10 protein-coding genes are annotated in these 13,542 nt (G+C 60.4%); 6 read left to right on the top strand and 4 right to left on the bottom strand.

Features of this window, described 5'->3' with window-relative positions:
• Window positions 1-3: 3 nt before the first annotated feature.
• From ACT54B_RS14510 to ACT54B_RS14500, 3 genes are all read left to right on the top strand, one after another.
• Entirely contained in the window at window positions 4-888 is an 885-nt protein-coding gene (locus tag ACT54B_RS14510; protein ID WP_476045796.1) for a F0F1 ATP synthase subunit gamma, read from the top strand.
• Window positions 889-911: 23 nt separating this feature from the next.
• Window positions 912-2,345, top strand: coding sequence for a F0F1 ATP synthase subunit beta (atpD, locus tag ACT54B_RS14505; RefSeq protein ID WP_476045795.1), 1,434 nt, complete (start codon window positions 912-914; stop codon window positions 2,343-2,345).
• A gap of 96 nt (window positions 2,346-2,441) precedes the next feature.
• Window positions 2,442-2,849 (top strand): F0F1 ATP synthase subunit epsilon, encoded by a 408-nt coding sequence (locus ACT54B_RS14500; RefSeq protein WP_476045794.1) that lies wholly within the window; start codon window positions 2,442-2,444, stop codon window positions 2,847-2,849.
• A 51-nt stretch (window positions 2,850-2,900) separates the two neighbouring features.
• On the opposite strand, the gene ACT54B_RS14495 is transcribed toward ACT54B_RS14500, so the two are convergent.
• A complete protein-coding gene (locus ACT54B_RS14495) occupies window positions 2,901-3,821 on the bottom strand; it encodes a LysR substrate-binding domain-containing protein (protein WP_476045793.1) in 921 nt (306 codons plus the stop codon).
• Window positions 3,822-3,929: 108 nt separating this feature from the next.
• Here ACT54B_RS14495 and ACT54B_RS14490 point away from each other — a divergent pair, with 108 nt between their 5' ends.
• The 3 genes from ACT54B_RS14490 to ACT54B_RS14480 all read left to right on the top strand — a co-directional run bounded on the left by ACT54B_RS14490 (window position 3,930) and on the right by ACT54B_RS14480 (window position 7,783).
• Entirely contained in the window at window positions 3,930-5,072 is a 1,143-nt protein-coding gene (locus ACT54B_RS14490) for an iron-containing alcohol dehydrogenase (protein ID WP_476045792.1), read from the top strand.
• Window positions 5,073-5,150: 78 nt separating this feature from the next.
• Window positions 5,151-6,647, top strand: a complete 1,497-nt coding sequence (locus tag ACT54B_RS14485; protein ID WP_476045791.1) for an aldehyde dehydrogenase family protein — start codon at window positions 5,151-5,153, stop codon at window positions 6,645-6,647.
• An 11-nt stretch (window positions 6,648-6,658) separates the two neighbouring features.
• Entirely contained in the window at window positions 6,659-7,783 is a 1,125-nt protein-coding gene (locus ACT54B_RS14480) for a mandelate racemase/muconate lactonizing enzyme family protein (protein WP_476045790.1), read from the top strand.
• Window positions 7,784-7,817: 34 nt separating this feature from the next.
• Here the strand turns inward: ACT54B_RS14480 and ACT54B_RS14475 are convergent, their stop codons facing one another.
• The 3 genes from ACT54B_RS14475 to secA all read right to left on the bottom strand — a co-directional run bounded on the left by ACT54B_RS14475 (window position 7,818) and on the right by secA (window position 13,405).
• Complete coding sequence (locus ACT54B_RS14475) at window positions 7,818-9,095, bottom strand: GNAT family N-acetyltransferase (RefSeq protein ID WP_476045789.1); 1,278 nt, start codon at window positions 9,093-9,095, stop codon at window positions 7,818-7,820.
• 2 nt (window positions 9,096-9,097) lie between these two features.
• A complete protein-coding gene (locus ACT54B_RS14470) occupies window positions 9,098-10,519 on the bottom strand; it encodes a lipopolysaccharide biosynthesis protein (RefSeq protein WP_476045788.1) in 1,422 nt (473 codons plus the stop codon).
• A 168-nt stretch (window positions 10,520-10,687) separates the two neighbouring features.
• Window positions 10,688-13,405, bottom strand: a complete 2,718-nt coding sequence (secA, locus tag ACT54B_RS14465; RefSeq protein WP_476045787.1) for a preprotein translocase subunit SecA — start codon at window positions 13,403-13,405, stop codon at window positions 10,688-10,690.
• Window positions 13,406-13,542 lie beyond the last annotated feature (137 nt).

Raw genomic sequence — 13,542 nt, 5'->3', positions numbered from 1 at the left:
CGGATGCCTTCACTTAAGGATCTGAAAAACCGGATCGCCTCCGTCAAGGCGACGCAGAAGATCACCAAGGCGATGAAGATGGTCGCCGCGGCGAAGCTTCGGCGTGCGCAGGAGGCGGCCGAGGCCGCCCGGCCCTATTCGCAGCGCATGGGTGCTGTTCTCGCCAATATCGCCCAGGCGGTTGGCAGCGATGACAGCGCACCGCGTCTGATGACCGGTACGGGCAATGACAAGGTGCATCTGCTCGTCGTCTGCACGGCCGAACGCGGCCTGTGCGGCGGCTTCAACTCGCAGATCTCCCGCCTTGCCCGTGACCATGCCCGCAAGCTTCTGGCTGAAGGCAAGACGGTCAAGATCCTGACGGTGGGCAAGAAGGGCTTCGACAGCCTTCGGCGCGAATTCGCCAGCCTCATCATCGAGCGCATGGATCTGCGCGACGTGAAGCGTATCGGCTTTGAAAATGCCGATGCGATCGGCCGGCGAGTGATCGCCCTGTTCAACCAGGGTGAATTCGACGTCTGCACGCTGTTCTATTCCGAGTTCAAGTCGGTGATCTCGCAGATCCCGACCGCGCTCCAGCTCATTCCCGCAGCCGCGCCGGCCGCCACTTCCGCTTCCGCGGGGGCTGCCACCGCCGTTTACGAATATGAGCCCGACGCGGCCGCGATCCTCTCGGATCTGATCCCGCGCAACATTTCGGTCCAGATTTTCCGCGCGCTCCTCGAGAACGTGGCCGGTGAAATGGGCGCAAAGATGAGCGCGATGGACAACGCGACCCGCAATGCCGGTGAGATGATCAACAAGCTGACGCTTTCCTACAACCGCCAGCGTCAGGCGCAGATCACCAAGGAACTCATTGAAATCATTTCGGGCGCGGAAGCGCTCTAAAGGTCAAGGAAAAGGGTAGAAAAATGGCTAACCCGGTAAAAGGTTCGGCAGGCAAGGTGACCCAGGTCATCGGCGCCGTTGTGGACGTGGCGTTCGACGGTGAGCTGCCGCCCATTCTGAATGCGCTTGAAACCAACAATCTCGGCAACCGTCTGGTTCTCGAAGTCGCACAGCACCTCGGCGAAAACGTCGTGCGCACCATCGCCATGGACTCGACCGAAGGTCTGGTTCGCGGTCAGGAAGTCGTCGACACCGGCGCTCCGATCTCGGTTCCGGTCGGTGACGAAACGCTCGGCCGCATCATGAACGTTATCGGCGAACCGGTGGACGAAGCCGGCCCGCTGGCAACCTCCGCACGCCGCGCGATCCACCAGGCTGCGCCTGAATATGTCGAACAGTCGACCGAAGCACAGATCCTCGTAACGGGTATCAAGGTCGTGGACCTGCTCGCTCCCTACGCAAAGGGCGGCAAGATCGGTCTGTTCGGCGGCGCAGGCGTCGGCAAGACCGTTCTCATCATGGAACTGATCAACAACGTCGCCAAGGCGCACGGTGGTTACTCGGTGTTCGCAGGCGTGGGTGAGCGCACCCGTGAAGGCAACGACCTCTACCACGAAATGATCGAATCCGGCGTGAACAAGCATGGCGGCGGCGCAGGCTCCAAGGCCGCGCTCGTCTACGGCCAGATGAACGAACCGCCGGGCGCCCGCGCTCGCGTCGCTCTGACCGGTCTGACCGTTGCAGAACACTTCCGTGACCAGGGCCAGGACGTTCTGTTCTTCGTGGACAACATCTTCCGCTTCACCCAGGCAGGTTCGGAAGTGTCGGCACTTCTCGGCCGTATTCCTTCGGCCGTGGGCTATCAGCCGACGCTCGCGACCGACATGGGCGCGATGCAGGAACGCATCACCACCACGACCAAGGGCTCGATCACCTCGGTTCAGGCCATTTACGTTCCCGCCGACGACCTGACCGACCCGGCACCGGCAACCTCGTTCGCCCACCTGGACGCAACGACGGTTCTGTCCCGTTCGATCGCAGAAAAGGGTATCTACCCGGCTGTGGACCCGCTCGACTCCACGTCGCGCATGCTCGACCCGATGGTTGTCGGTGAAGAGCACTACGAAGTGGCCCGTAAGGTTCAGTCGACCCTGCAGCGCTACAAGGCTCTCCAGGACATCATCGCCATCCTCGGGATGGACGAACTGTCCGAAGAAGACAAGCTGGCCGTGGCCCGCGCCCGCAAGATCGAGCGCTTCCTGTCGCAGCCCTTCTTCGTGGCCGAAGTCTTCACCGGCTCGCCGGGCAAGCTGGTCGCTCTCGAAGACACCATCAAGGGCTTCAAGGGTCTGGTGAACGGCGAATACGATCACCTGCCGGAAGCTGCCTTCTACATGGTCGGCTCCATGGAAGAAGCGATCGAAAAGGCGAAGAAGCTGGCTGCCGAAGCCGCCTGATTTCTGCTTTGACGAAGGCGCGCGGTTTTTGTCCGCGCGCCCTTTCTACGCCAATCCCAAGGCGTGCCGAATTTGACCAATCGAAAGTGAACCGTCATGGCTGACAATTTCAATTTTGAGCTCGTGTCTCCGGAGCGGCTGCTTCTGTCCGAAAAGGTCACCGAAGTGGTTATTCCCGCCACCGAAGGCGAAATGACCGTTCTGGCCAACCACGCTCCCACCATGACCACCGTGAAGCCGGGCGTCGTATCGGTCAAGGATGCGGCCGGCAAGGTCAGCCGCTATGTGGTTTTCGGCGGTTTTGCCGATATTCTGCCGACCGGATGCACGCTCCTCGCCGAATCGGCGATTCCGCTGACCGAGATGAACAAGGCCGCGCTCGATGCCCGCATCGAAGCCGCCCGAGCTGACGTCGCGAATGCGTCGAACGACGAACACAAGTCCAGACTTGAGCAGTTCCTCAATGAACTGACGCAGTTGAACGGTATCGTCGTTCCGGCCTGATAGGGTCAACGAACATTAAGTGTATAAAAGCGGCCTTCAGGGCCGCTTTTTTCATTGGTCCCCGGGCTTGGCCAAAGCATCGTGCAAAGCTCTCACCGCGGGACTGACGTCTCGGGCTTTCGGCAGCCCGATGTAATAGCCGAAGCCGGTTCGAAGGCTTTCCGCCCCTAGCGCAACGAGCCGTCCTTCCTCCAGATGGGTGGCGATGAGGGCCCGGCTGCCTAGGGCCACCCCATCACCCGCCAAGGCCGCATTGATGGCGAGCGCGTAGGTGGAGAAGGAAAATCGTGGCGGCGGAACTGCATCCTTCGGAGGCGTTGCCAGCCTGCCGAACCATTGGCGGAACGAGATCCAGTGAGCATTGAATCGCTCATAGTCAATCAAACCCAGCGCGGCGATCTCATCGGCCGAGAGACGAGCGGCTTCCGCAGTTCGTTTTCCGAGGCAAAGGGGTGAGGCCACCGGCACAAGCTCTTCCTGGAAAAGCAAGGTCAGATGCCAGCGCGGGTGGTCACCGGTCGAATAGAGGATCACGAGATCGTTGTTTTCCGAGGCCAGTTCGGCTGGAGAGTCGGTCGTCATCAACCGAAGGCTGACAGTCGGATTTTCCTTGGCAAAGGCTCGGAGCCTTTCTCCCAGCCAGAGATGCGATACCGAGCCGCTTGCAGCCAGCGAGATCATTTCCGACCGCGCACTGCGAAAGGGCTCCAGGCTTTCCTCGAGATATTCCAGGGTCGAACGCACCCGGAGCGAGAGGCGCTCACCGGCAGGCGTCAGCGCAAGATTTTTGCCACGGCGGGAGAACAAGGGCGAACCAAGCTCATCCTCCAAGAGTTTGATACGCCGGCTGACGGCGGCTTGGGTAATGTTCAGGTCCCGGCCGGCCCGACTGAAATTCATGTGACGGCAGGCGGCGTCGAAAACACGAAAGGCTTCAAGGGGTATGCGATCGAGGAGTGATGAACCTGCCAAGCATGTCTCCATGATTTGAAGTTATCAAAATAGCCGAGAAATGAACCTATTTGAATAACTGAAATTGTCATGCACTCTTGCGGCAACCAAACGCACAAGAGATAGACCATGCAGTTTTCAACATCATTCATCCCGGAAATCCGTTTTGCCGCAGGCGCTGCCGATCAGTTGGCCTCCGCCGCTCTCGCCCTCACGGAGTGCCATCGCATCGCCATCGTCATGGATGGGTTTCTGGCCGCGTCGGGCCTCGGAGACCTGTTGATTGCCTCCCTGAAGGAAGGCGGCGCCGATGCGGTTGTCTATTCCAGCTTCTCCGGAGAACCGAAGCTCGCGCATGTGGAAGCGGCAAGCGAGCTGGCCCGGGGCGCCGATGTGATGATCGGCATCGGAGGCGGTTCGGCGCTCGACATTGCGAAGGTCGCCGCCTGCTGTGCGGCTTCGGGCGAAAATCCGATGCATTATGCCCTGGCAGCCAATCCGCTTCCCAAGAACCCCTTGAAGAAAATTCTCGTGCCCACGACAGCGGGAACCGGTTCCGAGACCTCGGCGACCTGCATCTTCGCCGGTCCGGATGGCAAGAAGCTCTGGGTCTGGGGGGCTGAGACCAAAGCAGATCTCGTCATCCTTGATCCGGCACTCACCGCTTCCTTGCCGGCAAACCTGACGGCCTGGTGCGGGCTCGATGCCTTCGTTCACGCCTTCGAGGCGTCCACCAACCGCAATACCCATGCGGGTGGCCAGTTCTATGGACACAAGGCGATGTCCCTCCTTGTGGACCACCTGGAAACGGCGATCCGGGAACCGGACAATCTCGAAGCCCGCGGCGCCGTGCTGCTCGGTTCGTGTTACGCCGGTATTGCCATCGACAATTGCGGGACGGCCATCGCGCATAATATCAGCCATGCGCTGGCGGGTCTCGCGCCCGTTCATCATGGTCTTGCAACGGCGCTGGGCTTCGAGCAGACGCTGTCCTGGCTTGTCGAAGCCGACACGCCGGAACTCCACGCAGCCGCCCGTTCCTGCGGCGCGGTGGATGCGGCGGCCTTGCCTGCACGGATCAGCGCCTGGATGGACCGCTGTGGCTTTATGCGTCAGCTGCCTGCGGCTTTCAGCGCATTCTCGCCGTCCGATCTTGCCCGCGAGATGAAAGCTCCCGAGAACCAGCCGATGCGCCGCTCGACTATCCGCGCGGTGCAGGACGAGGATCTCGACCGAATGGCCGCAGCGATGATGGGCCTGCCGAAGGCGTGACGGTAATCCGCATCCCATTCTGACAATCAAGGCGGCTGCCCGGAAGTGCTGCAGCCCCACAGCAAAAAAGAGGTTTGCATGAGCAAGGAATATAACCGCGCCTATTGGGAAAAGCTGGGCGCCGATCTCAAGATCGAGGGGCGTCATTTCATTCAGGGCGCTTTTGTGGCGTCCCAGTCCGGCGAGACTTTCACGCGCCCCCGGCCGATGGATGGCAAACCGGGCACGCCCTTGGCACGCGGGAATGCCGCGGATATCGATATCGCCGTCAAGGCGGCGCGCGCGAGCTTCGAAAGCGGTGTCTGGCGCCACAAGGAACCGCTCGAACGCAAGAAGATCATGCTGAAATGGGCGGATCTGATCCGCAGCCATGGCGAGGAACTCGCCATGCTGGAAACGCTCGACGTGGGCAAGCCGGTCATGGCCTCGCTGACGGTGGATGTTCGTCTCTGCGCCGACGGCATCCAGTATTATGCGGAAATGATCGACAAGATGTATGACGAGATCGCGCCGACAGGTCCGAAGGCGCGTGCACTGGTGCGCAAGGTGCCCCTCGGTGTCATCGGCGCGATCACGCCCTGGAACTATCCGATGATCATCGACGGCTGGAAGCTGGGCCCGGCCCTGGCCGCGGGCAATTCCGTGGTTCTGAAGCCAGCGGAACAATCCTCGCTTTCGGCGCTCAGGCTCGCCGCGCTCGCCAAGGAAGCGGGTCTGCCGGACGGTGTCCTCAACGTCGTCGTCGGCTATGGCGAAGAAACGGGCAAGCCGCTCGCGCTTCACATGGATGTCGACATGATCGCCTTTACGGGTTCGACCGAGGTGGGCAAGCTGATCATGGGCTATGCTGCGCAGTCCAATCTGAAGCGGGTGGCTCTGGAGCTCGGCGGCAAGTCGCCGATCATCGTCTTCGACGACGCGGATCTGGATGCGGCTGCCTCCGCTGCAGCCTGGGGCTGTTTCTACAATTCCGGCGAAACCTGCCATGCCTCCACCCGGCTGATCGTGCACCGCTCGATTCAGGAAAAACTGGTGGAGAAGATCCGCGAGGTCGCCGCCGGCATTACGCTCAACCATCCCTTCGAGCCGGATGCCGCCATCGGCGCGCTGATCGAGGAAGAGCATATGAAGAAGGTTCTCGGCATGATCGCGGATGGCGAGAGGGAAGGCGCCAAGCGGGCTTTCGGCGCCGAGCGCGCCCTGTCGGAAACGGGCGGCTTTTACGTTTCCCCCGGCGTATTCGTTGACGCCCATAACGACATGAAAATTGCCCGGCAGGAAATCTTCGGTCCCGTCCTGGTGTCCATACCCTTCGATACGGAGGAGGAAGCCCTGAAGATCGCCAATGACACGATCTACGGCCTCGCGGGCGCAGTCTTCACCACCAATATGGATCGGGCACATCGCGTTTCGGAAGGCATTCATGCCGGGACGGTCTGGATCAATACCTATGACATGTCGAACTTTGCCACGCCCTTCGGCGGGTTCAAGCAATCCGGATTTGGCCGTGACCGCTCTGTCCATGCGGTGGACAAGTATTGCGATTACAAGACCATCTGGCAGCAGTTCAACTGAGGCGGCGCGACATGAGCAAGATTACTGCAATCGAGATTACCCATCACCGCCTGCCGCTCGATCCGCCGTTCAAGGCGAGCTGGGACGGGCGGCCTCGTCGGCATTTCGACGCCACGATCGTGCGTGTTCGGGATGACGAGGGCCGTGAGGGCATAGGGTCCGGCGACCTGATGAAGGGCTTCGAAGGCCATGAAGAACTGTTCATCGGCCACGATCCTCGCCATCTGGAGCGTCACTACGAGGTTCTCTCCCATATCAATTTCCATTATGGCCGCTGCTGGCCGATGGATCTGGCGCTGTGGGACCTTGCCGGCAAGGTGACGGGTGAACCCGTCTGGCGCATGCTGGGCGGGCGAGCCGATCGGGTGCGGCTCTATGCCTCTTCGGGCGTCCTGCGCGAGCCCTCCGCCATGGCCGATCAGGCAGAGCGCTATATAGCCGAGGGCTTCCCGGCGATGAAAGTTCGCTTCACCTCTTCGTCTGGCGGACGAAATGGCTGGCGGGACGATGTGAAGGCGCTTGAAGCGGTTCGTGCCCGGGTCGGCGACCGGCTGGAACTGATGGTCGATTGCAACCAGGGTTGGCGAATGCCGTGGGATACCAATCTCTCCTGGACCTACAAGGACGCCCTCACCGTGGCCCGGGAGCTGGAACGGCTTGGGGTCTATTGGATGGAAGAACCGCTGCATCGCTCGGATCGCAAGGGCATGAAAGCTCTGCGCGAAACAACCGATATCCGTATTGCGGGCGGCGAAATGACCCGCGAACTCTACGAGTTCCGGGACATCATCGAGGAGCGTGCGTTCGATGTGATCCAGCCGGATGTGGCGCTGGTTGGCGGGATTACCGGATGCCGCCGGCTTGCCTATCAGGCACGCGAGGCAGGTATTCTCTTTACCCCGCATAGCTGGACGAACGGCATCGGTGTCCTTGCGAACGCGCATTTGACCGCCGGGGCTGGCGATGCGCCTTTCCTCGAATATCCTTACGATAATCCGGAATGGTCGGAGGATCGACGCGATTACCCGATGGCCGCACCGCTGCGACATCGGGACGGCTGGCTTGAGCTCGGCGAAGCGCCGGGGCTGGGCGTGGTACTGGATGAGGAGCGGCTGAAGGCGACCCGACTCGCCTGAAGGGACGACCTGGAATGCCGGTCGCGCGCGGGGCTCAGCGTCCCGCGAGCGACAGGATTTTCTGGCGAATGATCCGCGCCATATTCCGGGTGTTTCGGTAGAGGTGGAGCTGGGCAGATACCTGGCGCACGTCGCGGTCGCTGTTCTGTTTCAGACCCACCACCAACGTCCCCATGTCCTCGCGTTCCCGCCAGAAACGCGACATGATGGGATGATCCGGCACCGCGCAACTATCGCTTCTCACGATATTCGCGTCATCGAGATGCCAGTCGGTCAGGTCTTCCATGAGCAATTTGCCGGGAGAGTATTTGGCATAATCCTCATCATAGGCCGTCTTCCAGGTATAGGCTTCCCCTGAAACGATGAAGACGATCATGCTGGCAATGGCTTTGCCGTTGAGATTGAGCGTATGGACGCGGACGCAGTCGCCTTCGGCAAGATTGGTGATGGCTTCACGGGCAAAGGCGGCACGGTAACGATCCAGCACCATGGCTGTCCGCTTTGCGCCCTTCCAGCCTTTTGCCTCGAGAGCCAGAAACTCTTCCATGCGCACCCGGATATCGCCCGGTTGGCGGGCGACGTCATAATGCAGCCGGCCAAGCGCGCCGAGATTGGTGCGCTGACGCCGCATTTCGTGAATATGGTGCCGGGAAATGCTCTCGCGCAGATAGGTTGCGCCATCCTCATAGCTCTCCAGCATAGGCCGGAGATAGGGGCTCGTCACGGTAATGGGGAGGTTGCGGCTGATGGCGACTGCCTTGGCGAGCTGCACGAAATTTCCGTTGAGCCGCACGTCGGGAAACACCATGACCGACGGTAGGCCGCAGTCCGGGCGCGCGATGACATCAAAGAGGGCATCGATCGACTGCGCGGCATTTTCTGCGTCGACGAGCGGTGTTCCGAGAGGCCCGTAGTGATTGGCCCAGATGCGCATGATCGGCGCGCCGATCGAGAAACCGGGCCGTTCCACCGAATAGGGAAGGAGAAGGCGGGCCCGATGTCGGCCCCGGCTATTGTCACGCAGGATAGCCAGCCGGACCTGTTTCTCTTCCAGACGCGGCATGGCTGGCGCCAGAAAGCGTCCGGTGAAAAAGACGTTCGGCTCCATGGCGCGATTGCTCAGCCGGTCCATTTCATCCTGAAGATGATAGCCGGCGCGTGCGGGATAGAGACAAAGCTCCAGTCCCGGGACATCCGTCGGCATCTGCAGGTCGGGGGTGGGCAATGGGCTTTCCACGCCGGCCAGGCCGCCAACGAGACGGTTTGCCGAGCTATCCGGACTGTTCAACGATGAAGGTGGGTAGGACGGCATGATCAGGACACTTTCTGCGGGCGCGCCTGGCCCAGCGGATCTGCCAACACGAACAGGACGATCCCCAGCGCTTTCCTGACGGTTAGATGCAGGAGAAGCGCTTCGATCATCATGGCACCTGCCGCAGCCATCGCGGCGCCACTCAGGCCGTAGAGGGGAATCAGGAGCATGTTCAACCCGAGATTGGAGATGAGAACGACGGCGTAGAGCCAGGCACAGAGCTGTTGCTTGCCGGCCATCGTCAAGAGGACCTCACCGGGGCCGACCGATGCCTTGGAGAGGTAGCCCAGAAAAAGAATGGCCATCAGTGGATATCCGGCGGTGAAACCCGGTCCGAAAAGCGACAGGAGCAGTTTGCCGGCCACCAGCATCATGATGCCCACGGCCAGGGAAGGCCAGAACCCCCACCGCGCCATTTCGCCGGCAAAACGGGCAAGGGCGGTCTTGTCGCCTTCTGCCACGAGCGAGGCAAATCGGGGCGCTGCGGCGGCCTTCACGGAAAAGAAGACGAACTGCATCAGCGCCATGGTTTTGGCCGCGGCAAAATAGACACCGACTTCATCCGGTTCCAGATAAAGGCCCACAACCACCACGTCCGAATTGGTGAGCAGGTAACCAAAGCCTTCCACGAAGAAGATCGGCAGGGCGACCCGCAGCCATGCGCCGAGACTATAGGCCCTTTCCGTGCGCGGATACCGTTTTTCCATGCCGGTCGACACGGCGATGAGTTGCCCGATGCTGGTGACATAGGTGGCACCCAAGGTCGCAATCATGGCGGTGACTGCGGACGGCGCATAGCCCGCCTGAACGAGCGCGAACATGAAGACGAGGATGAGGATTGGACGGATGATGAAGGTGGGCGTCAGGGCCGTGAAGGACCAACCGTTCGCTCGCGCTGTGCCATCCAGCACATCACCCAGGGCGATCATGGGGAGGATGACAAGCGCAAGAAATATCGGAACGACGTAATAATCTTCAACGATCTGGCCGAAAAAATAGAGAATGACGAAGCCGGTTCCGGCTACCGCCGTGGCCAGCAACATCGAGAAGATCCTGGCCGTCACTGCAATCCCGAACAGCGATCCATGGGCACCTTCCGTGCGATACTGGGGTACGAAGCGCACCACCACGGAGTGGAAGCCGAGGCATGACAGATTGCCGATCAGGATCGTCAGAACCCAGACAAAGACGAAGATGCCATACTGGAATTCTCCCATGATCCGCGCCTGGATAATCTGGGAAAAGAAGGCAATGGCCGCACTCAGAACACGGATGACGAAGGCAATCAGCGCCATGCGCTGCGCGGCTGCATGTTCCCCGCTATCCGTTGCCAGCTTGCGCAGACGCAGAATGACTTCCTTTCCTCTCGGACGAAGAGGAGTGGGAAGACAGCGTTCAGCGGTGCTGAGAATATGAGTGATCAAAACGCAATACCCGGGCCCTGGGACTTTCGCCGATCCTGCACCTTCACGGGTTAAGAATCGGTTCACTATGACAGGTTGCGGGCAGATGGAGCCGAAGAATCGTGCCAAAATGACAAAACCCTCCCGGCAGGGAGGGTTTTGTGTGTGGAGTAGAGGCAGGCCGCGGGCTTAGGCGTAGGTTCCGTGGCAATGCTTGTATTTCTGTCCGGAGCCGCATGGGCATGGCTCGTTGCGGCTCACACGGCCCCAGGTTGAGGGATCGTTGGGGTCTCTATTCTCCGCATTCACGCCCGCTTCTTCGGCCATAAAGGCCGACTGACGGCCGGCGGTGAATTCATCCTCGCCTGTCGAGGCGTCGATATGATGCGCTTCCATGTCCGGCAGCGACGGCTCCGTCGGCTGTCGCATGATCTCGACCCGCATCAACTGGCTGACCACCGCACTGCGCAGATTGTTGAGCAGCGCCTGGAACAGCTCGAAAGCTTCCGCCTTGTATTCCTGCAGCGGATCGCGCTGGGCGTAACCGCGGAAGCCGATCACCGATCTGAGATGATCCAGATTGACGATGTGTTCACGCCACAGGTGGTCAAGGGTCTGAAGAACGACCTGACGCTCCACATAGGTCATGATTTCAGGGCCAAACCGCTCTGCCTTGTCCGCAGCCGCTTTTTCGGCGGCTTCGGTGATGCGGGCGCGGATGTCGTCCTCGGCAATGCCCTCTTCCTTCACCCAGTCTTCGATCGGAAGCTCGAGATTGAGGGTCTGCATGACAGCGGCGTGCAAACCCTTCGCATCCCACTGTTCCGCATAGGCGCGCTCGGGAATGTGCTGAATGACCAGCTCGTTGACCACATCGTGGCGCATGTCGCCGACATATTCGGAGATACTCGGCGCATCCATCAGTTCGATGCGCTGCTCGAAGATGACCTTGCGCTGATCGTTCAGGACGTCGTCATACTTCAGAAGGTTCTTTCGGATGTCGAAGTTGCGGGCTTCGACCTTTTTCTGCGCCCGTTCCAGCGCCTTGTTGATCCAGGGATGCACGATGGCTTCCCCTTCCTGGAGGCCGAGCTTCTGCAGCATGCCATCCATGCGGTCGGAACCGAAGATGCGCATCAGGTCATCCTGAAGCGACAAGTAGAATTTCGACCGGCCGGGATCGCCCTGACGACCCGAACGGCCGCGCAGCTGGTTGTCGATGCGCCGGCTTTCATGGCGTTCGGATGCGATAACGTAAAGACCGCCGGCTGCCAGCGCCTTTTCCTTCAGGGCCTTGACCTCGGCCGTCACGGCCGCTTCCCGGGCATCGCGCTCCGGGCCGGGTTCCATGCCTTCCAGCTCCCGTTCCAGACGCATTTCCAGATTGCCGCCCAACTGAATATCGGTCCCGCGGCCGGCCATGTTGGTCGCAATCGTCACGGCGCCGGGTACGCCCGCCTGGCTGACGATATAGGCTTCCTGTTCGTGGTAACGGGCGTTCAGGACCTGGAAATTCTGGAACCCGGCCTGCTTGAGCAGGGTGGCCAGCAGTTCCGATTTTTCGATCGAGGTGGTCCCGACCAGCACCGGCTGGCCCTTTTCATGGGCGGCCTGGATCTCGGTGATGATCGCCCGGTATTTCTCGTCCGCCGTGCGATAGACCTCGTCGTGATCGTCGATACGCTTGATCGGCAGATTGGTAGGCACTTCGACCACATCGAGGCCGTAAATGTTGGAAAACTCCTCCGCTTCTGTCGAGGCGGTCCCGGTCATGCCGGCGAGCTTTTCATACATGCGGAAGTAATTCTGGAAGGTGATCGAGGCCAGCGTCTGGTTTTCCGGCTGGATCGTTACCCGTTCCTTTGCCTCGAGGGCCTGGTGCTGGCCATCGGAGTAGCGGCGTCCCGGCATCATGCGGCCGGTAAACTCATCGATGATGACCACTTCGTCGTTACGGACGATGTAATCCTTGTCACGCTGGAAAAGCTTGTGAGCCTTCAAGGCATTGTTGATGTGATGAACGATCGCGACGTTTTCCACGTCATAGAGCGCATTGCCCTTGAGCAGACCCGCCTCGCGCAGCATGCCTTCGAGCTTTTCCGTGCCGCCTTCCGAGAAATTTGCCGAACGCTGTTTCTCGTCGATTTCGTAATCTTCGGCCGAAAGCCGCGGAATGAATGCGTCGATGGTGGTGTAAAGATCGGAACGATCGTCGAGCGGGCCGGAGATGATCAGCGGCGTCCGTGCCTCGTCGACCAGGATCGAGTCCACTTCGTCGACGATAGCATAATTATGGCCGCGCTGGACCATCTGGCTTCGCTCGTACTTCATGTTGTCACGAAGGTAATCGAAACCCAGCTCGTTGTTGGTCGCATAGGTAATGTCGCAGGCATAGGCCGCACGACGTTCCTCGTCAGACAGGCCATGGACGATCACACCGGTCGTCAGTCCGAGGAAGCTGTAAAGACGACCCATGGTGGCCGCGTCACGGCTGGCAAGATAGTCGTTCACGGTGACCACGTGAACACCCTTGCCCAAGAGGGCGTTCAGATAGACGGGAAGCGTGGCGACGAGGGTCTTGCCTTCGCCGGTCTTCATTTCGGCAATGGCGTTGTCGTTCAGGATCATGCCGCCGATCAGCTGCACATCGAAGGGTCGCATCTTCAGCACGCGCCGCGAAGCTTCGCGCACAACGGCAAAGGCAGGAATGAGCAGATCGTCAAGCGATTTTCCGTCGGCGATCATCTTGCGGAATTCGACAGTCTTCGCCGCCAGCTCCTGATCGGACAGTTTCTGCATCGCGGCTTCGAGCGTACCCACCGCCTGAGCTTTGGGCTGATAGGAACGGACCCGGCGATCATTGGCCGAACCGAACAATTTGCGGGCAAGGCCGCCAAAGCTGACCATCGAGTGGTCCTTTCTGTGAACTCTGTCCGAAGCGTTTGCGGCCGGCAGCCAAAAACTCGCCGGCTGCTGCAAAACGCCCGGAAACGTATCTGGACGCGGGGTTGCGTGACAGATAAGAGGGGGGTCGATTGATGTCA

Source organism: Gellertiella sp. DMC107 (genome assembly GCF_056313605.1).
This window is presented reverse-complemented; position numbering and strand designations above follow the sequence as displayed.